This is a genomic window from Pseudomonas sp. Eth.TT006 (assembly GCF_054456575.1).
The window spans coordinates 409,099-432,258 of the sequence record NZ_JBTJEN010000002.1 but is presented as its reverse complement, the minus strand read 5'-3'; the positions used below and the strand labels follow the sequence as shown (position 1 = coordinate 432,258).

At 61.6% G+C, this 23,160-nt stretch carries 22 protein-coding genes; 9 read left to right on the top strand and 13 right to left on the bottom strand.

Features of this window, described 5'->3' with window-relative positions; all coding sequences use genetic code 11:
• The first annotated feature begins 17 nt into the window (after positions 1-17).
• Positions 18-395, top strand: a complete 378-nt coding sequence (locus ACXR0M_RS05130; RefSeq protein WP_458830526.1) for a hypothetical protein — start codon at positions 18-20, stop codon at positions 393-395.
• A 95-nt stretch (positions 396-490) separates the two neighbouring features.
• Here ACXR0M_RS05130 and ACXR0M_RS05125 read toward each other — a convergent pair whose 3' ends face one another.
• The gene (locus tag ACXR0M_RS05125; RefSeq protein ID WP_007954750.1) at positions 491-700 is read right to left on the bottom strand and encodes a cold shock domain-containing protein; all 210 of its coding nucleotides are present in this window, start codon (positions 698-700) and stop codon (positions 491-493) included.
• A 237-nt stretch (positions 701-937) separates the two neighbouring features.
• On the opposite strand from ACXR0M_RS05125, the gene plsB reads away from it, so the two are divergent.
• The 3 genes from plsB (at position 938) to ACXR0M_RS05110 (ending at position 4,667) form a co-directional block, all read left to right on the top strand.
• Positions 938-3,439 carry a glycerol-3-phosphate 1-O-acyltransferase PlsB gene (plsB, locus tag ACXR0M_RS05120; RefSeq protein WP_458830523.1) on the top strand — a complete coding sequence of 834 codons (2,502 nt, stop codon included), beginning with the start codon at positions 938-940 and terminating at the stop codon, positions 3,437-3,439.
• Between the two features lie 118 nt (positions 3,440-3,557).
• The gene (locus ACXR0M_RS05115) at positions 3,558-3,956 is read left to right on the top strand and encodes a YbaY family lipoprotein (protein WP_458830520.1); all 399 of its coding nucleotides are present in this window, start codon (positions 3,558-3,560) and stop codon (positions 3,954-3,956) included.
• A gap of 21 nt (positions 3,957-3,977) precedes the next feature.
• Positions 3,978-4,667: a DUF4197 domain-containing protein gene (locus ACXR0M_RS05110; RefSeq protein ID WP_458830518.1), complete on the top strand. Its 690-nt coding sequence runs from the start codon at positions 3,978-3,980 to the stop codon at positions 4,665-4,667.
• Between the two features lie 645 nt (positions 4,668-5,312).
• Here ACXR0M_RS05110 and ACXR0M_RS05105 read toward each other — a convergent pair.
• Both ACXR0M_RS05105 and ACXR0M_RS05100 read right to left on the bottom strand, forming a co-directional pair.
• Positions 5,313-8,381 (bottom strand): efflux RND transporter permease subunit, encoded by a 3,069-nt coding sequence (locus ACXR0M_RS05105; protein WP_458830516.1) that lies wholly within the window; start codon positions 8,379-8,381, stop codon positions 5,313-5,315.
• A 6-nt stretch (positions 8,382-8,387) separates the two neighbouring features.
• Complete coding sequence (locus ACXR0M_RS05100) at positions 8,388-9,488, bottom strand: efflux RND transporter periplasmic adaptor subunit (protein WP_458830514.1); 1,101 nt, start codon at positions 9,486-9,488, stop codon at positions 8,388-8,390.
• Positions 9,489-9,582: 94 nt separating this feature from the next.
• On the opposite strand from ACXR0M_RS05100, the gene ACXR0M_RS05095 reads away from it, so the two are divergent.
• Entirely contained in the window at positions 9,583-10,218 is a 636-nt protein-coding gene (locus ACXR0M_RS05095; protein WP_458830512.1) for a TetR/AcrR family transcriptional regulator, read from the top strand.
• Positions 10,219-10,537: 319 nt separating this feature from the next.
• Here ACXR0M_RS05095 and ACXR0M_RS05090 read toward each other — a convergent pair whose 3' ends face one another.
• Positions 10,538-11,320, bottom strand: coding sequence for a class I SAM-dependent methyltransferase (locus tag ACXR0M_RS05090; protein WP_458830510.1), 783 nt, complete (start codon positions 11,318-11,320; stop codon positions 10,538-10,540).
• A gap of 93 nt (positions 11,321-11,413) precedes the next feature.
• Between ACXR0M_RS05090 and ACXR0M_RS05085 the strand changes: the two genes are divergently transcribed.
• Positions 11,414-12,034, top strand: coding sequence for an energy transducer TonB (locus ACXR0M_RS05085; protein WP_458830508.1), 621 nt, complete (start codon positions 11,414-11,416; stop codon positions 12,032-12,034).
• A gap of 4 nt (positions 12,035-12,038) precedes the next feature.
• On the opposite strand, the gene ACXR0M_RS05080 is transcribed toward ACXR0M_RS05085, so the two are convergent.
• The 7 genes from ACXR0M_RS05080 to ppc form a co-directional block, all read right to left on the bottom strand.
• Complete coding sequence (locus ACXR0M_RS05080) at positions 12,039-12,731, bottom strand: extensin-like domain-containing protein (protein WP_458830506.1); 693 nt, start codon at positions 12,729-12,731, stop codon at positions 12,039-12,041.
• A gap of 2 nt (positions 12,732-12,733) precedes the next feature.
• Positions 12,734-13,570, bottom strand: coding sequence for an isocitrate lyase/PEP mutase family protein (locus tag ACXR0M_RS05075; RefSeq protein WP_458830504.1), 837 nt, complete (start codon positions 13,568-13,570; stop codon positions 12,734-12,736).
• Positions 13,571-13,600: 30 nt separating this feature from the next.
• Complete coding sequence (locus ACXR0M_RS05070; protein ID WP_458830502.1) at positions 13,601-14,461, bottom strand: DUF72 domain-containing protein; 861 nt, start codon at positions 14,459-14,461, stop codon at positions 13,601-13,603.
• Entirely contained in the window at positions 14,461-14,769 is a 309-nt protein-coding gene (locus ACXR0M_RS05065; RefSeq protein ID WP_123465034.1) for a hypothetical protein, read from the bottom strand. The genes ACXR0M_RS05070 and ACXR0M_RS05065 overlap by 1 nt, the downstream gene beginning before the upstream one ends.
• Positions 14,770-14,987: 218 nt before the next feature.
• Positions 14,988-15,662 (bottom strand): tRNA (adenosine(37)-N6)-threonylcarbamoyltransferase complex dimerization subunit type 1 TsaB, encoded by a 675-nt coding sequence (tsaB, locus tag ACXR0M_RS05060; protein ID WP_458830499.1) that lies wholly within the window; start codon positions 15,660-15,662, stop codon positions 14,988-14,990.
• Positions 15,663-15,756: 94 nt separating this feature from the next.
• Positions 15,757-16,407 carry an adenylate kinase gene (gene adk, locus ACXR0M_RS05055; RefSeq protein ID WP_458830497.1) on the bottom strand — a complete coding sequence of 217 codons (651 nt, stop codon included), beginning with the start codon at positions 16,405-16,407 and terminating at the stop codon, positions 15,757-15,759.
• Between the two features lie 289 nt (positions 16,408-16,696).
• Complete coding sequence (gene ppc / locus ACXR0M_RS05050) at positions 16,697-19,327, bottom strand: phosphoenolpyruvate carboxylase (RefSeq protein ID WP_458830495.1); 2,631 nt, start codon at positions 19,325-19,327, stop codon at positions 16,697-16,699.
• Between the two features lie 213 nt (positions 19,328-19,540).
• On the opposite strand from ppc, the gene ACXR0M_RS05045 reads away from it, so the two are divergent.
• From ACXR0M_RS05045 to ACXR0M_RS05035, 3 genes are all read left to right on the top strand, one after another.
• Positions 19,541-19,885: a pilin assembly protein gene (locus ACXR0M_RS05045; RefSeq protein ID WP_458830493.1), complete on the top strand. Its 345-nt coding sequence runs from the start codon at positions 19,541-19,543 to the stop codon at positions 19,883-19,885.
• Positions 19,886-20,263: 378 nt separating this feature from the next.
• Positions 20,264-20,668: a DUF4398 domain-containing protein gene (locus ACXR0M_RS05040; protein WP_458830491.1), complete on the top strand. Its 405-nt coding sequence runs from the start codon at positions 20,264-20,266 to the stop codon at positions 20,666-20,668.
• Positions 20,669-20,722: 54 nt separating this feature from the next.
• The gene (locus ACXR0M_RS05035) at positions 20,723-21,511 is read left to right on the top strand and encodes an OmpA family protein (protein ID WP_458830489.1); all 789 of its coding nucleotides are present in this window, start codon (positions 20,723-20,725) and stop codon (positions 21,509-21,511) included.
• Between the two features lie 288 nt (positions 21,512-21,799).
• Here the strand turns inward: ACXR0M_RS05035 and ACXR0M_RS05030 are convergent, their stop codons facing one another.
• Positions 21,800-22,129, bottom strand: a complete 330-nt coding sequence (locus ACXR0M_RS05030) for a hypothetical protein (RefSeq protein ID WP_458830488.1) — start codon at positions 22,127-22,129, stop codon at positions 21,800-21,802.
• Positions 22,126-23,031 (bottom strand): alpha/beta hydrolase, encoded by a 906-nt coding sequence (locus ACXR0M_RS05025; protein ID WP_458830486.1) that lies wholly within the window; start codon positions 23,029-23,031, stop codon positions 22,126-22,128. Before ACXR0M_RS05025 ends, ACXR0M_RS05030 begins: the two co-directional genes overlap by 4 nt.
• Positions 23,032-23,160: the final 129 nt, after the last annotated feature.

Below are 23,160 nucleotides of genomic sequence, written 5' to 3'. Positions count from 1 at the left end.
CCGCAGTGAGGACATCCATGCGCCAACCGGATATCGAGATTTACCTGAAAGACGCCGACGTCGACCACAAGGCCATTTCCAACTGGCTCGGCGAAGCCATCGGCCCGTGCAGCGACTGGGTACAGAAAGGCCAGACCTACAAGTGCAAGGCAGGCAATGTTCCGGTGACCTGGCTGCCAAAAGCCGTGGGCAAGTGGAACAGCCTGTACCTGGAAAGCGATGCGACCCCATGGGACGACGACATCGCCTGCGCCCGCGCCGCCTTCGCCGCGCTGAACGTGGAAGTGCGTTGCGCCCCGGGGACGTGGGTTGAAGAAGAAAGCGACGAAACCGCCGATCGCTGGATTCGCATCAGCGCCGACGGAGAAGAAGAGATCACCTGGAAAACCGCTTAAAAAGCAAAAGATCGCAGCCTGCGGCAGCTCCTACAGTTTGGAATGCATTCCCCCTGTAGGAGCTGCCGCAGGCTGCGATCTTTTGATCTTGAAAGCTACAGGCCTACAACGTCTTCCGCCTGCAACCCCTTCTGCCCTTCCACCACCGCGTATTCAACCTGCTGACCCTCGGTCAGCGACCGATGCCCTTCGCCGCGGATCGCGCGGTAGTGCACGAACACGTCCACCCCGTCTTCGCGCTGAATAAAGCCGTAGCCCTTGGCGTCGTTGAACCACTTCACGTTGCCGGTTTCACGTGTTGCCATCTGTTCATACTCCTTTTTTATTATTGAACAGGCTTTTCGCAGGAAAGCCTTTGCGGAACGTCAGACTGCGCCCGACGTCCATAAAGGGCCGCGGCGACAGATTGCCGAGTATATGACAGGCGCGAAAACTCTCAACAGGAGATTACTTCGCCGCTTTTTTGCCGATTTTCAGCGAATCCGTCACACTATCGTCCGCCCGAGCATCTGCTCGGTTTTATCCACTCACGCAGAAGCCGTATGACCCGTTCCCCGTTCCGCCGTCTTGTGTTTGGCACCTTGCGCCGACTGTTGTACCTCTGGGTTCGCTCGGAGACGATCAATCAGTCGTCACTCTCCCTCAACCTCGATCGCAGTCGTCCGGTGTTCTACGTCCTGCAAAATCCTTCGCTCACCGATCTGGCGGTGGTCGATACAGAGTGCACCAAGGCCGGGCTGCCACGTCCGGTGCTGCCGGTGTCGGTCGGCTCGCTGATCGAGCCGGCGGCGTTCTTTTACCTGACGCCGGATCCGGACTGGCTTGGCCGCCAGGACAAGCGCGGTGCGCCACCGACCCTGACCCGTCTGGTCAGCGCCCTGACGCAGAACGCGGCCGAAGACGCGCAGGTGATTCCGGTCAGCGTGTTCTGGGGCCAGTCGCCGGACAGCGAAAACAGCCCGTGGAAGCTGCTGTTCGCCGACAGCTGGGCGGTCACCGGGCGCCTGCGGCGACTGCTGAGCATCATCGTCCTCGGGCGCAAGACCCGCGTGCAGTTCTCGGCGCCGATCCACCTGCGCGATCTGATCGAGCACAACAAGGGCCACGAACGCACCGTGCGCATGGCCCAGCGCATCCTGCGCGTGCACTTCCGCAACCTGAAGGCGGCAGTGATCGGCCCGGACATCTCGCACCGACGCAATCTGGTCAAGGGCTTGCTCAACCAGCCACTGGTCAAGCAAGCGATCGCGGAAGAGGCCGAGCGCGAGAACATCTCGCTGGACAAAGCCAAGGCCCAGGCATTGCGCTACGGCAACGAGATCGCTTCGGACTACACCTACACCGCGATCCGCTTCCTCGAAGTGGTGCTGAGCTGGTTCTGGAACAAGATCTACGACGGGATCAAGGTCAACCACATCGAAGGCGTGCAACAGGTCGCCCAGGGTCACGAAGTGATCTACGTGCCGTGCCACCGCAGCCACATCGACTACCTGCTGCTCTCGTACCTGCTGTTCCGCAACGGCCTGACCCCGCCGCACATCGCCGCCGGGATCAACCTCAACATGCCGGTGATCGGCAGCCTGCTACGGCGTGGCGGCGCGTTCTTCATGCGGCGCACATTCAAAGGCAATCCGCTGTACACCTCGGTGTTCAACGAATACCTGCACACCCTGTTCACCAAAGGTTTCCCGGTCGAGTACTTCGTCGAAGGCGGCCGCTCGCGCACCGGGCGCATGCTGCAGCCAAAAACCGGCATGCTCGCCATTACCCTGCGCAGCTTCCTGCGCTCCTCGCGGATGCCGATCGTCTTCGTGCCGGTGTACATCGGCTATGAACGCGTACTGGAAGGTCGGACCTATCTCGGCGAACTGCGCGGCGCGAGCAAGAAGAAGGAATCGATCTTCGACATCTTTAAAGTCATCGGCGCGCTCAAGCAGCGTTTCGGCCAGGTCGCGGTGAACTTCGGCGAGCCAATCAAACTGGCGGAATTCCTCGACAGCGAACAACCGGGCTGGCGTCAGCAGGACCTCGGTCCGCAGTTCAAACCGGCATGGCTCAACGAGACCACCAACCGCCTCGGCGACAAAGTTGCGCAGCACCTCAACGAAGCGGCAGCGATCAATCCGGTCAATCTGGTGGCGCTGGCGCTGTTGTCCACTACGCGTCTGGCACTGGACGACCGGGCCATGGCGCGGGTGCTGGATCTGTATCTGGCGCTGCTGCGCAAAGTGCCGTACTCGCCGCACACCACCTTGCCGGAAGGCGACGGCCGCGCGCTGATTGAACATGTGAAGGACATGGACCTGCTGTCCGAGCAGAACGATGCGCTGGGCAAGATTCTGTATCTGGACGAGCAGAATGCGGTGCTGATGACCTACTACCGCAACAACGTGTTGCACATCTTCGCCCTGCCGGCGCTGCTGGCGAGCTTCTTCCAAAGTACCTCGCGCATGAGCCGCGAGCAGATCCTGCGCTACACCCGTGCGCTGTATCCGTACCTGCAGGCAGAGCTGTTCATTCGCTGGAGCCTGGACGAACTCGACGCGGTGATCGACCAGTGGCTGGAAGCGTTCGTCGAGCAAGGCCTGCTACGTTTCGAGAAGGACGTGTACCTGCGCCCCGCCCCGAGTTCGCGGCACTTCGTGCTGCTGACCCTGCTGTCGAAAAGCATCGCGCAGACCCTGCAGCGCTTCTACATGACCGTGTCGCTGCTGCTCAACGCCGGGCAGAACAGCATCAGCGCCGAAGAACTGGAAGACCTGTGCACGGTCATGGCCCAGCGCCTGTCGATCCTGCACGGCCTGAACGCGCCGGAATTCTTCGACAAGAGCCTGTTCCGCCACTTCATCCAGACCCTGCTCGACCTCGACGTGCTGCGCCGCGACGAAGCCGGCAAACTGAGCTACCACGAACTGCTCGGCGAACTGGCCGAGGGCGCGGCCAAACGCGTGTTGCCGGCGGAGATTCGTTTGTCGATCCGCCAGGTGGCGTTGCATCGCAGTGAAGATGCCGCAGACGTACCGGCCCCAGCGCCCGAGGCCTGATGCAAAACCCTGTGGGAGCGAGCCTGCTCGCGAAAGCGCCGTGTCAGTCGACATCCCAGTGACTGAAATACCGCCTTCGCGAGCAAGCCCGCTCCTACATTGAAAAGGACAACAATCGATGAAAAAAATCACTTTGCTCGCCGTCGCGACGCTGCTCAGCGCCTGCCAGTCGACCACCCCCGCCGGCAAAGTCGGCCTCGACGGCGAAGTGTTCTACCTGCAACGCATCGCCCTGCCACCGAGCGCGACCTTGAGCGTGAGCCTGCAGGACGTGTCGCTGGCCGACGCGCCAGCCGTGGTCCTCGACGAACAGAAAGGCCCGGTCAAAGGTCAGGTGCCGCTGCCGTTTCATTTGAGCTACGATCCGGCGCAGGTCAAACCCGGTCATCGCTACTCGATCAGCGCGCGCATCGAAGTCAACGGCGAGCTGATGTTCATCACCACCGAAAACCACGCCGTGCAACTGGACGGCAACGATCCGCAGCCGCTGAAAATCCGCGTCGACGCCATCCGCTAACTGTCCAACAAGGAAGCCGCCATGCTCCGCCCTACCCTTCGCTTCGCCGGCCTGTGCGCGGGCTTGATGATCTCCGCCAACGTGCTGGCGCTGTCGCTCAGCGACCTGTCACAACAAGACGCCACCGGCGGCCTCAAGGATGCCCTGACCCAAGGCGCACAACTGGCCGTCAAACAACTCGGCACCCCGGGCGGTTTCAGCAACAACCCGGAAGTGAAAATCGAACTGCCGGGCAAACTCGGTAAAGTCGCCAGCAAAATGAAAGCCTTCGGCATGGGCGCCCAGGTCGACGAGCTCGAAACCGCGATGAACAAAGCCGCGGAAACCGCCGTGACCCAGGCCCAGCCAATCCTCGTCGACGCCGTAAAAAAAATGACCGTGGCCGACGCCAAAGGCATCCTCAGCGGCGGCAACGACTCGGCCACCCAATACCTGGACAAAACCAGCCGCGAACAGATCCGCGCCAAATTCCTGCCCATCGTCAAACAAGCCACCGACAAAGTCGGCGTCGCACAGAAATACAACAGCTTCGCCGGCCAGGCCGCGACCCTCGGCGTGGTCGATGCGAAAAGCGCCAACGTCGAAAACTACGTTACCGAACAAGCGCTCAACGGCCTGTTCGAAATGATCGGCAAACAGGAAGAAACCCTGCGCAAGAATCCCGCTGCTGCAGCGACCGGTCTGGCGAAGAAGGTCTTCGGCGCTTTGTAATTTTGCTGCTGCACGAAAAAGCCCGCTGAACCGTTAACGGTCAGCGGGCTTTTTAATATCGATTAACCGGCAAATCATCGATACCCGCCCAGACTCAATGCAGGAGCTGCCGCAGGCTGCGATCTTTTGATCTTGTTTTTGATTTCGAAAAGCCAAAGTCAAAAGATCGCAGCCTGCGGCAGCTCCTACAGGGAATGCGTTCAACATCAAGAATCAGGTCGGCTGTCAGGCCGCCTTCGCGAGCAAGCCCGCTCCCACAGAAAAGCCAAAGCAAACCGCATCCGCTCTTCACCAATCAACAGGATGAGCGTTAGCTCGGCTGCAGCTCTTGATCTGCAGGCCCCGTCGGCAGGCTGAGTGGAGGGATGCATCCGGGGGTGGGAGCGCAGCGACCGTGCGGCGCAGCCGCACACATCGAGAGGAGGTGCAGCGAAGCAAACCGTAGGCGATGCCCCCGGATGGATCCCGGAGCGAAGGGACCCGAGCCACGGCGAGGGCCGAACGTTGGGGCACAGACCTTTGGTTACTTTGGGGCGTTTGCCAAAGTGACTCGCCGTAAGGGCGAAACCGCCAGCCGCTACACCCCAAAAAACGGATATACACCCAAAACCCCAAGAACCTGGTCGGCCCAAAGGCCGCCAAGGCTCACCCCTCCCGACGCACCCGAAACCAGGCCGCATACAGCGCAGGCAAAAACAACAGCGTCAGCGCCGTAGCCACAATCAACCCACCCATGATCGCCACCGCCATCGGCCCGAAAAACACACTGCGCGACAACGGAATCATCGCCAGCACCGCCGCCAGAGCCGTCAACACGATCGGCCGAAAGCGCCGCACCGTCGCCTCGATAATCGCCTGCCAAGGCGTCAACCCCGAGGCGATATCCTGCTCGATCTGATCCACCAGAATCACCGAGTTGCGCATGATCATCCCCGACAGCGCAATCGTCCCCAGCATCGCCACAAATCCGAACGGCTGGCGGAACACCAGCAGAAACAGCACCACCCCGATCAAGCCCAGCGGCGCCGTCAGAAACACCATCGCCGTGCGCGAAAAACTGCGCAACTGCACCATCAGCAACGTCAGCACCACCACAATGAACATCGGCACCCCGGCGTTCACCGACTTCTGCCCAAGCTCCGAATCCTCCACCGTACCGCCCACGTCCAGCAAATAGCCGTCAGGCAATTCGGCGCGGATCGGATCAAGCGTCGGCTGGATCTGCTGCACCAGCGTCGCCGGCTGCTCCTTGCCATAAATGTCCGCGCGCACGGTCACCGTCGGCAGACGATTGCGATGCCAGATGACGCCTTCCTCGAAACCGTATTCCAGCGTGGCGATCTGCGACAGCGCCACACTGCGGCCGTTATCGGTCGGCACCGCGAGGCTCGGTAGCAATGACAACTCGGTACGCTCATGCACCGTGCCGCGTAGCAGAATCTCGATCAACTCGTTGTCCTCGCGGTACTGGCTGACGCTCGACCCGGTCAGCGAACTCTGGAGGAATTTCGCCAGGTTGGCGGTGCTCACCCCCAAGGCCCGGGCGCGGTCCTGATCGATGTTCAGGTACACGACTTTGCTTGGCTCTTCCCAATCCAGGTGCACGTTGACCACATGCGGGTTCTCGCGCACCTTGGCCGCCACTTTGCGCGCCAGCGCACGGACTTCCTCGATGTGCTCACCGGTGACGCGGAACTGCACCGGATAGCCAACCGGCGGCCCATTTTCCAGACGCGTGACCCGCGAGCGCAGCGCCGGGAATTGTTCGTTCAAGGTGCTGATCAACCAAGTGCGCAAGGTTTCGCGCTCTTCGATGTTTTTCGCCAGCACCACAAACTGGGCGAAGCTGGCCGCCGGCAATTGTTGATCCAGCGGCAGGTAGAAACGCGGCGAACCGGTGCCGACATACGCCACGTAATTGTCGATGCCGGCATGATCCTTGAGCAGCGCTTCCAGGCGCTGGACCTCGGCCGTGGTGTTGGCCAGCGACGCGCCTTCGGCCAGTTTCAGATCGACCATCAGCTCCAGTCGATTGGAGGCCGGGAAGAACTGCTGCGGCACGAATCGGAACAGCATCACCGACGCGATAAACAGCCCGACTGTCAGCACGATCACGGTCTTGCGGTGCGCCACGCACCACTCCACCAGACGTCGCACCCGCTGATAGAACGGCGTGCCATACGGGTCTGCTTGCCCATCAGTGGTTCCGTGTTTGGCGGCGTGAATCTTCGCCAGATCCGGCAGGAGTTTTTCCCCCAGATACGGCACGAACATCACCGCGGCCACCCATGAGGCGAGCAAGGCGATGGTCACCACCTGGAAGATCGAACGGGTGTATTCGCCGGTGCCGGATTGCGCCGTGGCGATCGGCAGAAACCCGGCGGCGGTGATCAGCGTACCGGTAAGCATCGGGAATGCAGTGCTGGTCCAGGCGTAGCTCGCTGCCTTGATCCGGTCGAAACCCTGCTCCATTTTGATCGCCATCATTTCCACGGCGATGATCGCGTCGTCCACCAGCAAACCCAGCGCCAGCACCAGCGCGCCGAGGGAGATCTTGTGCAGGCCGATACCAAGGTAATACATGCAGGCGAAGGTCATCGCCAGCACCAGCGGAATGGTCAGCGCGACCACCATGCCGGTACGCACCCCGAGGGAGAAGAAGCTCACCAGCAACACAATCGCCAGCGCCTCGACCAGCACCTGAACGAACTCGCCAACCCCGGTTTTCACTGCGGCCGGCTGATCCGAGACCTTGCGCAATTGCATGCCGGCCGGAAGGTTTTTCTGCAGGCGCGAGAACTCGCCTTCCAGTGCCTTGCCCAGCACCAGAATGTCACCACCGTCCTTCATCGCGACTGCCAGACCGATGGCGTCTTCGCCCATGAAACGCATGCGCGGCGCCGGTGGATCGTTGAAACCACGGCGTACATCGGCGACATCGGAGATGCGGAAGGTGCGGTCACCGACGCGGATCGGGAAGTTCCTGATCTCGTCGACGCTCTGGAAATTCCCCGAGACCCGCAGTTGCACGCGCTCGCTGCCGGTTTCGAAGAAGCCGGCGGTGGACACCGCGTTCTGCTCTTCCAGCGCCTGTTGCACCGCGGCGAGCGGCAAGCCGAGGGTCGCAAGTTTGACGTTGGACAGCTCGACCCAGACCTTCTCGTCCTGCAACCCGAGCAGATCGACCTTGCCGACATCCTTGACCCGCTGCAGCTGAATCTGGACGCGGTCGGCGTAATCCTTGAGCACCGCGTAGTCGAAACCGTCGCCGGTCAACGCGTAGATATTGCCGAACGTGGTGCCGAATTCGTCATTGAAAAACGGACCCTGAATGCCTGGTGGCAAGGTCTGGCGAATGTCGCTGACCTTTTTGCGCACCTGATACCAGAGGTCAGGAATTTCCTTGGAATGCATCGAGTCGCGGGCGATGAACGTGACCTGCGACTCACCCGGGCGTGAGAACGATACGATGCGCTCGTACTCGCCGGTTTCCATGAGTTTCTTCTCGATGCGCTCGGTGACCTGACGCGAGACTTCCTGCGCGGTTGCGCCCGGCCAGCGGGTCTGGATCACCATGGCCTTGAAGGTGAACGGCGGGTCTTCGCTCTGCCCCAATTTGGTGTAGGACAAAGCACCGACGATCGCCAGCAAAAGCATCAGGAACAGAACGATCTGGCGGTTACGCAGCGCCCATTCGGAAAGGTTGAAGCGCATCGGGGCTTACTCCTTGTCCGCCAGATTGACCACACGGTTGGAGCGATCCACGGGCCGCACCTGCTGCCCGTCGAGCAATACGTGGACGCCGGCGGCAACCACCCAGTCGCTGGCGCTCAGGCCTTCGAGCACCGGCACCGTTTTCTCGCCGAAGGGGCCGACGCGTACCGGCGTCTTTTTCAAGGTGTTGTTGGCGTTGACCACCCAGACGTAGGTCGCGCCGTTTTCTGCGGTCAGCGCCGAGAGCGGCACCGACAGCGGCACCGCATCCGTCGACTGCACGAACACCCGCGCGCTCTGGCCGAGTTCGGCCGGGACCTTACCGCTGGTGAACGCGATGCGCGCGGCGAAGGTGCGGGATTTCGGATCGGCGGCCGGCGACAGTTCACGGATCTGCCCGGCAAAGCGCTGATTTTGCTGGGTCCACAATTCGACAGTGACCGGCTGCCCGACCTTGAATCGGCCGAAGCTCTGCTCCGGCAGGCTGATCGACACTTCGCGCTCGCCATCAGTGGCAAGGGTGAACACGGTTTGCCCGGCGGCAACCACCTGCCCGACTTCCACCGAGCGCTTGGCCACCACACCGTCCTGCGGCGCACGCAGCACGGCGTAACTGGCCTGGTTGGTCGAGACGTTGAATTCGGCTTTGATTTGCTTGAGGCGGGCTTCGCCGGAGCGGTAGAGATTTTCCGCGTTGTCGTAGGCGGAACGGCTGACCATCTGCCGCTCCATCAGGGTCTTGTAGCGGTCACGTTCGGCACGCACCAGGTTCAGATTGGCTTCGGCGGCGGCGACCTGCGCGCGGGTGGCTTCGAGCTGCAGGCGCACGTCCTGCGGATCGAGCTCGGCGAGTGGCTGGTCGGCTTTCACTCGTTGCCCTTCTTCGACCAGTCGTCGGCTGACTTTGCCGCCGATGCGAAAGGCCAGATCCGGTTCGTAGCGCGCGCGAACCTCACCCGGATAACTTTCCATCGCCTGCGCCGAAGGCTCTGGCTGCACCACCATGGCCGGTCGGATGCTGACTTGCGCCGCCTCTTCCTGACCGCATGCGGACAATAAAAAGGCCAGGCTGACTGGCACGGCAAAGGACAACGCATGGCGGAACATGGTGACGGACCTTTCGCTAATGGTGCTTGGAATATTTATACTGGCCGGTATGGTATTAATAGCAAACTCACCAGTCCAGTATTAAAAGCGAAGAATGTCGAACAATCCTGCAGCACCAAACGGCCCGGGGCGTCCGAAGGATCCGGCCAAGCGCCAGGCCATCCTCGATGCGGCGAAAGCCCTGTTTCTGAGTCAAGGCTACGCCAGCACCAGCATGGACGCGGTTGCCGCTGAGGCCGGGGTGTCGAAACTGACGGTTTACAGCCACTTCAACGACAAGGAAACGTTGTTCTCCTCCGCCGTGGTGGCCAAGTGCGAGGAGCAATTACCGCCGCTGTTCTTCGAATTGCCCACCGGCATCGCCGTGGAAAATGTGTTGCTGAACATTGCCCGAGGCTTTCACCAACTGATCAACAGCGAAGAGTCGGTGAATCTGCATCGTTTGATGATGGCGCTGGGCACCCAGGATCCGCAGCTGTCGAAGATCTTCTACGACGCCGGCCCCGAACGCATGGTGCAAGGCATGGAGCGCCTGCTGAAACGCATCGACGAAACTGGCGCGTTGCGCATCGACCAGCCGCGTAATGCCGCCGAGCATTTCTTCTGCCTGATCAAGGGCGCGGGGAATTTTCGTTTGCTGTATTGCTGCGGCGAGCCGCTGAGCGAAGCGGCGGCGGAGAGTCATGTGCAGGAGGTGGTGGGGTTGTTTATGCGGGCTTACAGGCTCTGATTTTATAGCGCCTGTTCTGACGCCATCGCTGGCAAGCCAGCTCCCACAAGAGATGCGCTGAACACAAATCGTGCGAACGACACAAAAACCTGTGGACCTGGCTTGCCAGCGATGGCCGCTGAGCGATGAGGCGGCGGAGAGTCATATGCAGGAGGTGGTGGGGTTGTTTATGCGGGCTTACAGGCTCTGATTTTATAGCGCCTGTTCTGACGCCATCGCTGGCAAGCCAGCTCCCACAAGGGATGCGCTGAACACAATTTGTGCGAACGACACAAAAACCTGTGGGAGCTGGCTTGCCAGCGATTGAGGCGACTCGGTTTTAAGGCTTGAGCGCCTTCTTCGGGTAAATGTCATAACGGCTCGACTTGCCATCCAGCGCATGGCTCGGCTTCGGCCCGTCGATGCACGGCGCCTTGCGCGGGCGCTTGACCACCACGCGGTGCGTCGCCAGGGCCAGCGCCGCTTCGAGCAATGCCGGCGCGTCCGGATCATCACCGACCAGCGGCCGGAACAGGCGCATCTCTTTCTTTACCAGCGCGGTTTTCTCGCGGTGCGGGAACATCGGGTCGAGGTAGATCACCTGCGGTGGCTCGCCTTCCCAGTTGCGCATGACCTCGATCGAGTTGCCCTTGAGCAGCTTCATCCGCGCGACAATCGGCGCCACGTCGAAATCCTCCGCCGCCCGCGCCAGACCGTCCTCCAGCAGCGCAGCGATCAACGGCTGACGCTCGATCAGGCTCATTTCACAACCCAGACTGGCCAGCACAAACGCGTCCTTGCCCAGCCCCGCCGTGGCGTCCAGCACCCGTGGGCGCACGCCTTGGGCGATGCCGACGGCCTTGGCGATCATCTGCCCGCTGCCGCCACCGTACAGACGCCGGTGCGCCGCGCCACCTTCGACAAAATCCACCCGCACCGGCCCCGGTGCATCCGGGCCCAGCTGTTGCAGCTGCAAACCGTGCTCGCCCAGTTGCAGGGCGAACTCGCCGTCGGCCACTTGCAGCGGCAGGCCCAGACGCTCGGCCCACTGTTCGGCTTGCGCGGCAAACGTCGGGCTCAAGGCCTGGACATGGATGCGGCAGGCCGCGGGTTGCTCAATCATGAAAACACGCTCAAAAAAGTTAAGGATCGGCAAAAGGTGGCCGATAAACCAATCAACGCACATTTTGCCAGAGCTGAGCGTCAACCGAAAAAAATGTCAGGCATTCTTCCCACATCGATTGGCTACATTTCGCCCAAGGGCGACTTCAGCCGTCATAACACTCAAGCATTGGGCGGCGTCAGTCACCTGTGGCAGGATTTCTTTGCCCAGGCCCTGGCCGAACAGACGAGTGATGTGGTGCCGGCCTGTGGCACGTTTCCACCGGTTGACCTGAACAGCCCGCAAGAACCGACCCTGGGCAGCGAGCTGCACGCGCACATCGTCGAGCAGCGTCAGTGCGACGTGGTCGAAACCGTAGTGCGGCCGCCGGAGCCGCTGTTCCTGCCGATCGCCGAGTTCGACACCGAACTGCTGGACAAGCCGTTCCCGCCATTCCCGCCGGAAGAAATCCACGCACAGCAACAGCAGCAGGATTTCGACAGCAGCTGGGTTCGGCCGATCGTGATCAACAATGGTCAGCCGGTGCCTGAGCCAGGCCCGGCGCCGCAGAAAAAACCGCTGTACCTGCCGATTGCCGAGTTCGACCTCGACCTGCTGCAGAAACCTTCTCCGCCGTTCCCGCCGGAAGAAATCATCGAGCAGCAGAAAGCGTTGGACTTCGATAACGGCTGGGCGCGCCCGATCGTTCTGCAGAACCTGCGCCTCGCCGCCTGATCCCTCAGCGACACACGCTCCAGCGCCCGACATCGAGATGAAAGTGATTGCGATGGGCGGCGTTGTAATCCGGGCTCAATACCACACTGAACGCCTCGCAGGCGCCATCGCGCACCTGACGCAGAAACTGCGCGTCCTGATTGTGTTTCGGCCAGTCCTTGAGCACGCTGATGACGCGCCCGTCCGCCAGGCGAAAACCGGCGATATCCAGCGCATCGGCACTGGCGTGGCGACTGAGTGCCCCGCCCTCGCGGTTATAGACATTGCGGCAGGCAAAGCTGCCAAGGTGATCGACACGCGCCACAGGCTGGCCGTAAAGCGCCTGTGCGGCGGGTTGCAGGGTATGCCGTTCGAACATCGCGTACGCCACCGCCAGCGGGCAACTGGCGAGGAAGCTGCTGCTCAACGCCGTCTCCCCGCCCTGCACACGCACCGCGCCGAGCAGCGGACACTTGGCGTCGGGGCTGTCGGCTTGCGCGGTGACGCGCAGATCGGAACTGCGCAGCGCCTGTGCGCATAACTCGGGATTGCCGCGCAGGCGCATCAACTTGAAACCGCTCAGCCAGTTCGGCGCAGCCTGCACATCCAGCGGCGCCCACGGATTCCATGGCGCCGGCACGTCCAGCCAGCCACGCCAGACGCTGACCAGCGCGCTCGTGACGATCAGCAGCAGCGACAGCGCGATCCAGCGCCCCATGCTCAGCCTTTGAAGAACTGATTGGCCTTGGCGTACGGCATCGATTGCGCGGTAAAAGTGAAAGTCCCCGAATCGCGGATCTCTTCCGCCGCACGGAAAAATTCGCCGAACGCCGCCAACGCCAGGGCCGAGCCGGTACTGACGCGGCGCACACCCATTTCTTCCAGCGCCCGCACGCTCAGTTTCAAGCCGCCGGACATCAACACGTTGACGGGTTTCGGCGCCACCGCGCGCACCACCGCCAACACTTCTTCGGCATTGCGCAAACCTGGCGCGTACAACACGTCGGCGCCGGCTTCGGCGAAAGCCTGCAAGCGGCGGATGGTGTCGATGAGATCAGGATTGCCGTGCAGATAGTTTTCCGCGCGGGCGGTCAGGGTGAAGGGAAATGGCAGCGTGCGCACGGCCGCGACGGCAGCTTCGATGCGCGCCACGGCGTGTTCGAAGCAATAGATCGGCGCGTCGGCGCGGCCTGTGGCGTCCTCGATCGAACCACCGACCGCCCCCGCCTCGGCGGCGCGCAACAGGCTTTTCGCAGACTCGGCGGGCTCATCGGCGAAACCGTTTTCCAGGTCCACCGCCACCGGCAGATCAGTCGCCGCGACAATCGCCCGGACATTGGCCAGGGTTTCATCGAGACTCAGGGCGCCGTCGGCCTTGCCTTGGGAAAACGCGTAACCGGCGCTGGTGGTTGCCAGCGCCTGATAACCCAGGCTGGCGAGCATCTTCGAAGAACCGGCGTCCCACGGATTGGGCATGACAAAGATCCCCGGTCGCTCATGCAGGGCTTTGAAGGCGTGGGCTTTGCGGGCTTGTTCGTTACAGGCTTCGGTGTCCATTGGCAGGCTCCCGGGCAGAAAAAAACCGCCTCAGAGCAGGCCAAGTTGCTCGGCGGCGGGTTCTCTGTATAGCTCAGGCAGGGATGGCAGGCCAGGCAAACGTTGCATCAATTGTGCGTGGAAACGTTGCGCCAGCTTCGCCGCCATGATGTTGTCGGCGGTGTGCAGGAAGATGTACGGCGTGCGGCCCTCTTCGATCCACTCGGCGATTTTCGCCACCCACGGCAGCAGAAACGGGTCATTGGCCTCAAGTTCGGGATGGCCGATAAAGCGCACCTGCGGGCACTGGGTAAACGCCGCCGGCCGCGTCGGCACCCGCGGTTTTTTCGATTGCGCGTGGATCACCGAGGACTCCGTCGACAGGCAACTGAACAGCGCCCGCGGATCGAGGCAGATGCGCTCCACGCCACGTTCCAGCAACAGCCGATTGAGCAAACGCTCGCTCTCGCCCTTGGCGAAGAACTGCTCGTTGCGCACTTCCACTGCCAGCGGCCGGTCCACCGAGTCGATGAACGCGGTCAGCTCCGGCAGGCGCTGCGGAGTAAAGCTTTTCGACAGTTGCAGCCACAGCGGCGAGACTCGTTCGCCGAGCGGACTGAGCAGTTGCACGAAGGTTTCGGCAGCGGTCAGCTGATCGCGCAGGTCACCGCTGTGGCTGATGTCGCCGGGGAATTTGGCGGTGAAGCGAAAGTGTTCCGGCATGATCTCGGCCCAGCGCTGCACGGTGGCCGGCGACGGGCTGGCGTAGAAGGTGGTGTTGCCTTCGACGGCGTTGAACACTTGGGAGTAGAGACTGAGGAAGTCGGAGGTCTTGGCGTCCTCGGGATACAGATACTCGCGCCAGGCGTTTTCGCTCCAGGACGGGCAACCGAGGTAGTAAGGCAACGCCATCAGATGTACAGGTCGAGGCCCAGCACGTCCGCATCCCAATCGACAAAACCGGCGGTGCTCAGGTAGCTGGCCAAGGCCATCGCTACGCTCTTTTTCATCGCACGGTGATAGATCATGTCTTGCTGACGGGCAGGCAGATTGCTCAGGCGTTGGGCAGAGGCTTTGGCAGCACGGGCGGCAAGTTGCTCTTCAGTCGGAAATTCCAGCTCGCCGTCGATATCGTCGACGGATTCATCCAGCGCCACATTGCCTTTGCGAGGCTTGCGCTTGATTGGGTAGGACTGAGAGGAAACGCCGTCTATACGCATAAATTCATGCTCGGTATCGATGATGGCAATTTAGCGGCACTTGACCGACTTAGCAAACCGCCGAGTGATAACTAGAACACATAAAGCGTAAAAGGTTTAAAACCTGGGTGGGAAACTGACGATTGGCAGGCAAAAGCAAAAAGATCGCAGCCTTCGGCAGCTCCTACATAAGTGTGCAATCCCTGTAGGAGCTGCCGCGGGCTGCGATCTTTAAAGACTTAGCGAGCCTTGGGCGTGGCGACCTTGTCGCGCAGATAAACTGGCTGCGCATCGTCGGCCGGAATCGCTTCACCGCGCTCCCAGGCAAACCGCGCCAGGGTCAGCAGGTCTTCGGCGTGAGGCAGCATGCCGGCGTCCTGACCGGACAGACTGACCGCGATCCGCTCGCCATAACCCCAGCCAGTACCGGCACCGAACCAGTCGCCACTGGCATCGGCCGGCAGCGCCGCGACTTCCGGTGGCAACACCGCTTCGGCGCCGATCAGGCGCATCTCGCCAGCCGTCTCGCGGTAGCAGCCCCAATACACTTCATCCATCCGCGCATCGATGGCCGCCGCGACCTGACTCACGCCGTGTTCGCGATACGCACGCTGGGCCAGCACCGCCAGGTTCGACACCGGCAGTACCGGACGATCCAGGGCAAACGCCAGGCCCTGCACCACGCCGATGGCGATCCGCACCCCGGTAAACGCGCCCGGGCCACGACCGAAGGCAATGGCGTCCACCGCTTGCAGCGTGGTCCCGGCATCGGCCAGCAGTTGCTGGATCATCGGCAGCAGCTTCTGCGCGTGCAGACGCGGGATCACCTCGTAATGGCTGGTGATCTTGCCGTCATGCAGCAAGGCAACGGAGCAAGCTTCGGTCGCGGTGTCCAGGGCCAGCAAGGTGCTCATCGATGTATCCAAAACAGGTGAGAGAAAAAGGGCCGTCAGTATAAACAACTACGGCCCGCAAGCGGGCCGTGGATGAAGCAGCGGATCAGCTTTTTCAGCTGAGGGCTTCGAGCACCTTGGCGGTGATCGCTTCGACCGAACCAACGCCCGGGATGTGGCTGTACTTCGGCTTGCCGCCATTCTTGGCGGACAGGTTCTGGTAGAACTCCACCAGCGGCTTGGTCTGCGAATGGTAGACCGACAGGCGATGACGCACGGTTTCTTCGGTGTCGTCCTTGCGCTGCACCAGCTCATCGCCAGTGATGTCGTCTTTGCCGGCCACTTTCGGCGGGTTGTAGACGATGTGGTAAACGCGGCCGCTGGCCTCGTGAACGCGGCGACCGGCGATACGCTGAACGATTTCTTCGTCTTCAACGGCGATTTCAACCACAGCGTCCAGCTCGACACCGGCAGTCACCAGCGCTTCGGCTTGCGGAATGGTGCGTGGGAAACCGTCGAACAGGAAACCTTTGGCGCAATCGGCTTGAGCAATACGGTCTTTGACCAGCGCGATGATCAGGTCATCCGACACCAGGCCGCCGGCATCCATGATGCTCTTGGCTTGAACGCCCAGTGGGGTGCCGGCCTTGACCGCGGCACGCAGCATGTCGCCGGTGGAGATTTGCGGAATGCCGAATTTCTCGGTGATGAACTTAGCCTGAGTACCTTTACCGGCCCCGGGAGCTCCCAGCAGAATGACGCGCATCGATGTGCTCCTCAATTTTTTATATAGAAAACAACGGATTCGCCGCTTGGGGCCAATCTCGAAAAAACGGGTCGTGGCCGCACAAACGGCCAAAGGCTGATCAAGATACACAGCAGGCTGCGCCCACACAAGACGCCAAAAGTCGGAGAAACCGGCGCCCGCCGCGACCTTGCGCCGCGGTAAGCCAAGTCGCAACCCCGTCATTAACTGTCGCCTGCCCGCACGTTCCGCCTGTGTACAAAGCGGCACCCGGCCTGTGCACCGGGTGCCTGACGCCCGCGTTAAAACCTTAGCCGGTATTGCGCAAACCGGCGGCGATCCCCGCCACAGACACCAGCAGCGCCTGCTCGACCGGGCTGCCCTGCTCGACATCCTGCTGCCGCGAACGCGCCAATAGCTCGGCCTGCAATAGATGAAGCGGGTCGAGGTAGGTGTTGCGCAAACGGATGAATTCGAGGGTGTCCGGGCTATGTGCCAGCAGCTGCGACTGGCCGGTCAAGCCGAGCACCACCGTGCATGCCTGCGACAATAGGTCGCGTAACTGCGCGCCCAATGGCAGCAACTCCGGCTCGACCAGACGCTGATCGTAAGACAGCGCAATGTCGGCGTCGGCCTTGGCCAGGACCATTTCCAGCATGTCGATGCGCGTGCGGAAGAACGGCCACTGTTCACGCATCTGCCCGAGCAGTTCGCCCTCGCCGCGCGCCAGAGCATTGCTCAATGCGCGCTCCCAGCCGAGCCAGGCGGGCAGCATCAGACGGGTCTGGGTCCAGCCGAAAATCCACGGAATCGCCCGCAGACTCTCGATGCCACCGGCACGGCGCTTGGCCGGACGGCTTCCAAGCGGCAGGCGTCCCAGCTCCTGCTCCGGTGTGGACTGGCGGAAGTACTCGACGAACTGCGGATTCTCCCGCACCACCGCGCGATACGCGGCAACCCCGTCCGCTGCCAGTTCATCCATCAGGTGCCGCCACTCGGGAGTCGGTGGCGGTGGTGGCAACAACGTCGCTTCAAGCACAGCGGCCAGATACAGATTGAGGTTCTGCTCGGCGATGTCCGGCAGGCCGAATTTGAAACGAATCATTTCGCCCTGCTCGGTGGTACGGAAACGCCCCGCCACAGACCCCGGCGGCTGCGACAGGATCGCCGCGTGCGCCGGACCGCCGCCACGGCCCACGGTGCCGCCGCGACCGTGGAACAGCAGCAGTTCGACTTGCTGTTCACGGCAGATTTCCACCAAGCGTTCCTGCGCGCGATATTGCGCCCACGCCGCTGCAGTGGTGCCGGCGTCTTTGGCCGAGTCGGAATAGCCGATCATCACTTCCTGCGGGCCTTGCAGGCGTGCGCGATAACCCGGCAGCAGCAACAGGCGCTCCATCACCGGCCCGGCATTATCGAGGTCGGCGAGGGTTTCGAACAACGGTACCACGCGCATCGGCCGTAGTACGCCGGACTCTTTCAGCAACAATTGCACGGCCAGCACGTCGGAAGCGGCGCCCGCCATCGAGATCACGTACGAACCCAGCGAAGCGCTCGGTGCAGCGGCGATTTCCTTGCAGGTGGCGAGCACTTCGGCGGTGTCGGCGGACGGTTTGAAATGTGCCGGCAGCAAGGGTCGCCGATTGCTCAATTCGCGGGTGAGGAAGCTGATGCGTTGTTCTTCGTCCCAGTCTTCATAGCGACCGAGGCCAAGGTAATCGGTGATTTCCGTCATCGCCGAGCTGTGCCGGGTCGAATCCTGACGCACATCGAGGCGCACCAGGAACAGGCCGAAGGTCACCGCGCGGCGCAGGCAATCGAGCAACGGCCCGTCGGCAATCACGCCCATGCCGCACTCGTGCAGCGAGTTGAAACACAGCTCCAGCGGATCGAGCAGGTCGCGGTTGTTGTGCAGCACATCGGCGGGGGCCGGCGTGCTCGCCGTCAGCGACGCATGCGCCCAGTTGCGCGTGGCGCGCAGGCGTTCACGCAGTTGCTTGAGCACCGCGCGATAAGGCTCGGCGCTGTCCCCGGCGCGGGCCTTGAGCGCATCGCTGGCCTGCTGCATCGACAATTCGGCAGCCAGATGATCGACATCGCGCAGGTACAGGTCGGCGGCCATCCAGCGCGCCAGCAGCAATACTTCGCGGGTCACGGCAGCAGTGACATTGGGGTTGCCGTCACGGTCGCCGCCCATCCACGAGGCGAAGCGGATCGGCGCGGCTTCCAGCGGCAGACGCAGGCCGGTCGCTTCGAACAACGCCTTGTCGGCCTTGCGCATATGGTTGGGGATCGCTTGCCACAGCGAATGTTCGATCACCGCGAAACCCCACTTGGCTTCGTCAACCGGGGTCGGCCGTGTACGACGGATTTCTTCGGTGTGCCAGGCTTCGGCGATCAGTCGTTGCAGCGTGTTGTGGATCTGTTCGCGTTCGGCGCTGGTCAGGTCGCGATGATCCTGCGCGGCGAGTTGCGCGGCAATCGCGTCGTACTTCTGGATCAGCGTGCGCCGCGCCACTTCGGTGGGGTGCGCGGTGAGTACCAGCTCGATTTCCAGACGCGCCAGTTGCCGGGCCAGGGATTCGGCGCTGTGGCCTTCGTTGCGCAGGCGGGCGAGCAGTTCCGGCAGCACGCGGGACTCGAAAGGCGCCGGCTGCGACTCTTCGCGGCGATGAATCAACTGATACTGCTCGGCGATGTTCGCCAGGTTGAGGAACTGGTTGAACGCGCGGGCCACCGGGAGCAATTCGTCCTCGCTCAACTGGTTGAGGCTGGCGCTCAGTTCAGCGTCCATCGAACCGCGTCGATCGGCCTTGGCGCCCTTGCGAATCTGCTCGATCTTGTCGAGAAATTCCTCGCCGTACTGGTCACGGATGGTATTGCCCAACAGCTCACCCAGCAGGTGAACATCCTCGCGCAAGCGTGCATCAATATCGGTCATCAGCAGTTCTCCAGCGGTAATCGGGACGGCGCAGAAACGAATGCTTTGCCCAGAGAGTGCCGCTCTACGGCGCTTCTTACAAGCAGACGACGAAGGGACTTTAAACCTTGCGCCCAGAAGCTAGTCTCAACAGTAAGCCGTACAACGGCTGGCCGCCGGCCCCGCCGGACACTCAACCGATCCTGCCACGAGCAGGCACGACATGAGGTCATCATGAAAATCCGTGAACTCGCCCAGCACTGGGAAGAAAACGCCAAAGGTCGCCTGACCGATACCGGCTACACGATTCATCTGGACGTCGAAGCCGCCGCGCGGCTGGCGGCGATTGCCGAGATGTACCCCAAACGCCACCCCGAAGAACTGCTCGGCGAACTGATCGGCGCCGCGCTCGAAGAGTTCGAGGCGAGCCTGCCGTATGTGAAGGGTTCGACCGTGGTCGCCACCGATGAAGAAGGCGATCCACTGTACGAAGACGTCGGCCCGACCCCGCGCTTTCTGGCGCTGTCGCGGCGGCATCTGCAGGATCTGTCGGTAGCTGCCGGTAAACAGAAACACTGAATCAGACAACACAAAAACCTGTGGGAGCGGGCTTGCCCGCGATGACGTCAGTTCAGGCACATACGGGTTGAATTTGGTGGCCTCATCGCTGGCAAGCCAGCTCCCACAGGGACTGTGCTCCCCCTTCAATGCTGCGCACTAATTCCACACTTTTTCGCCCGCGCGTACCCCTCCCCGCCCCCAAAGTTCCCGCTCTAGAGCCTTGTCCGTTTGGTCAAAAAAAATTTTGGCGATGGGCCATCTTTTCTGAACTTTTGAAAAACGCCGCCGGTCGGAAGCTGTAACCACGCCTGGAACGAGCGTTTCAAAAACGCCTTTTCACCTGACGCTCGCGGCTCCTCACCAGGATGGATTTTCGGTTTTTTCAGGAGTTAAACAATGGAGTTGAAGACCATGAAGACCCAAACCTCGTTCTCTCACCTGCGCGGTCTGAAACTGGCTGCTCTGGCCATCGGTACCAGCTTCGTTCTGGCCGGTTGCGCCGGTAACCCGCCGACCGAGCAGTACGCCGTGACCCAATCGGCCGTCAACAGCGCCGTGAGCGCAGGCGGTACCGAGTTCGCTGCAGTGGAAATGAAGCAGGCGCAAGACAAGCTCAAAGAAGCTGAAATCGCCATGCACGACAAGAAGTATGAACGCGCACGCACCCTCGCCGAACAGGCTGAGTGGGACGCTCGTGTCGCAGAACGCAAGGCTCAGGCTGCCAAGGCCGAACAGGCTCTGAAGGATTCCCAGAAAGGTGTTCAGGAACTGCGTCAGGAAAGTCAGCGCACCGTGCAGTAAGCGCGCATCCCGATTGCAAAGCTGAAACTCTTATCGATAGAAAGGACGAAAATTATGCGTAAGCAACTGATGATCCCCGCTCTCCTGGCTGCAAGCGTTGCCCTGGCTGCCTGCTCCACTCCGCCTAACCCGAATCTGGAACAGGCGCGCACCAACTACGCCGGCCTGCAGGCCAACCCACAGGCCAGCAAAGTGGCTGCCCTGGAAACCAAGGACGCCAGCGATTACCTGGACAAGGCCGACAAGGCTTACCTGGACAAAGAAGATGCGGCCAAGGTTGACCAACTGGCCTACCTGACCAATCAGCGCGTCGAAGTGGCCAAGCAGACCATCGCCCTGCGCACCGCTGAAAACAACCTGAAGAACGCTGCCGCACAACGTGCCCAGGCGCGTCTGGACGCTCGCGATCAGCAGATCAAACAACTGCAGCAGAGCCTGAACGCCAAGCAGACCGATCGCGGTACGCTGGTGACTTTCGGTGATGTGCTGTTCGCCACTAACAAGGCTGACCTGAAATCCAGCGGTCTGGTGAACATCAACAAACTGGCGCAGTTCCTCCAGGAAAACCCGGATCGTAAAGTGATCGTCGAGGGTTACACCGACAGCACCGGCAGCGCTGCGTACAACCAGTCGCTGTCCGAGCGTCGCGCGACTTCGGTACAGGTTGCACTGGTCAAGATGGGCGTAGATCCTTCGCGCATCGTGGTTCAGGGTTACGGTAAAGAGTACCCGGTTGCTGACAATAGCAGCGTGTCGGGCCGTGCAATGAACCGTCGTGTGGAAGTGACCATTTCCAACGACAACCAGCCAGTAGTGCCACGTTCGGCGGTCAGCTCGAACTAAGCTGCACGCGGTAACGCGAAAGCCCCGCCTGAGTGATCAGGCGGGGCTTTTGCGTTTGTAGTGTTCGGTTTGGAATGGGTGGGGTCGCCGACATCGCAGCCCCTCACCCCAGCCCTCTCCCAAGGGAGAGGGAGCCGATTGGGGGATATTTGAGAATGGACCGACCTGATATTTCCTCACTGAATCCATAATCGACGCGACCTTTCAGGTCGATGTGTGCCGCAAGACAACTCGGTCAGTCCCCTCTCCCCTTGGGAGAGGGTTAGGGTGAGGGCTTGTCCTGCAGAATCACTCTTCCAGCTTCTGCGGGGTTTCCTGGCCCATGCAGCGCACGGCTTTTTTCTGCGCGTTGATCAGCACGCCAGTCAGGCCTTTCTGCTCGGTGTCGAACAACACCAGCACGCCATCGATGCACTGCGCCACTTGCGGCGCCGGGTCCAGCGAGACCTTGTAGTCTTCGCCCGGTACGGTCTTGAGCATGGTGAATTCGTTGAGCAGCAGCGCGTCCTCGGGTTTGGCGAAGTGCAGGTAGCCGTAGTACCACAGCGCCCCGACGGTGCCGAGGATGCTGCAGATACCGGTGATGATCAGCGGGATGGCGTTACGTTCTTCACTCATTGCGGACTCTCATCTTCAGAATTCGGGGCTTGCGGATAATTCGGGATCTCGCCGAGGCGGCGCAGGCCGTTGAAATGTTCGGGGTCTTCCAGATAACGCAGCATCACTTGCCGCCAGACCGGGTCGCCGAAGGTCTGCACGTGACCACCGCGAGTCAACTGCAGCACGCGCGGTGGCGGCGCCGCCTGATACAGGCGGATGCCATTGACCATCGGCACCAGCGGGTCGTCGATGCTGTGGAAGATCAGTTTCGGCACGCCTTTGAGCTGCGGCATCGAGTTGATCGCACTGTCGCCGTCCGGCACCAGCCACGACAACGGCACCTGCAACGGCCAGGTCAGCCATGAAGTGCTGAGCGCATATTGGCCGACGCTGCGGTAACTGGCGGGCACACCGTCGAGCACCAGGGCCTTGAGTTGCTTCTGCCGCTCCGGATGCTGCACCAGCCAATGCACCGCCATCGAGCCGCCAAGGCTCTGGCCGAGCAGGACCAGCGGTTTGCCTTTGACCTCGGGCGCTTGGTCCAGCCAGGCGAACGCGGCGTCGATGTCCTGATAGATCGCCGGCAAACTCGGCTCACCCTCGGACAAACCGTACCCGCGATAATCCACCAGCAGCACCTGATAGCCGTTTTTCGGCAACCACCAACTGCCGCCCAGATGCATCGGCAAATTACCGCCGTTGCCGTGCAAGTGCAGCACCGTGCCTTTGACCGCAACGCCGGGTTTGGCCGGCAGCCACCAGGCATTCAGCTTGAGGCCATCGGCGGTGGTCAGGGTGACGGTGCGGTACTCGAGCTTGGCTTTTTCCGGGGTGAAGACCTGGCCGGGTTCGGGGTAGAACAACAGCGAACTGCAACCGCCAAGGGTCAGGAGCAGGCAAAAAATGCCGAGGATTCTCATCCGGTGAAACCTCGCAGAAAATTCGGGTTGGAACGCAATAATTGTGGCAATAAAGCACCCTGTGGGAGCTGGCTTGCCAGCGATGGCGGCGGCTCAGCCAACATCAATATCGATTGACAGAAAGCAATC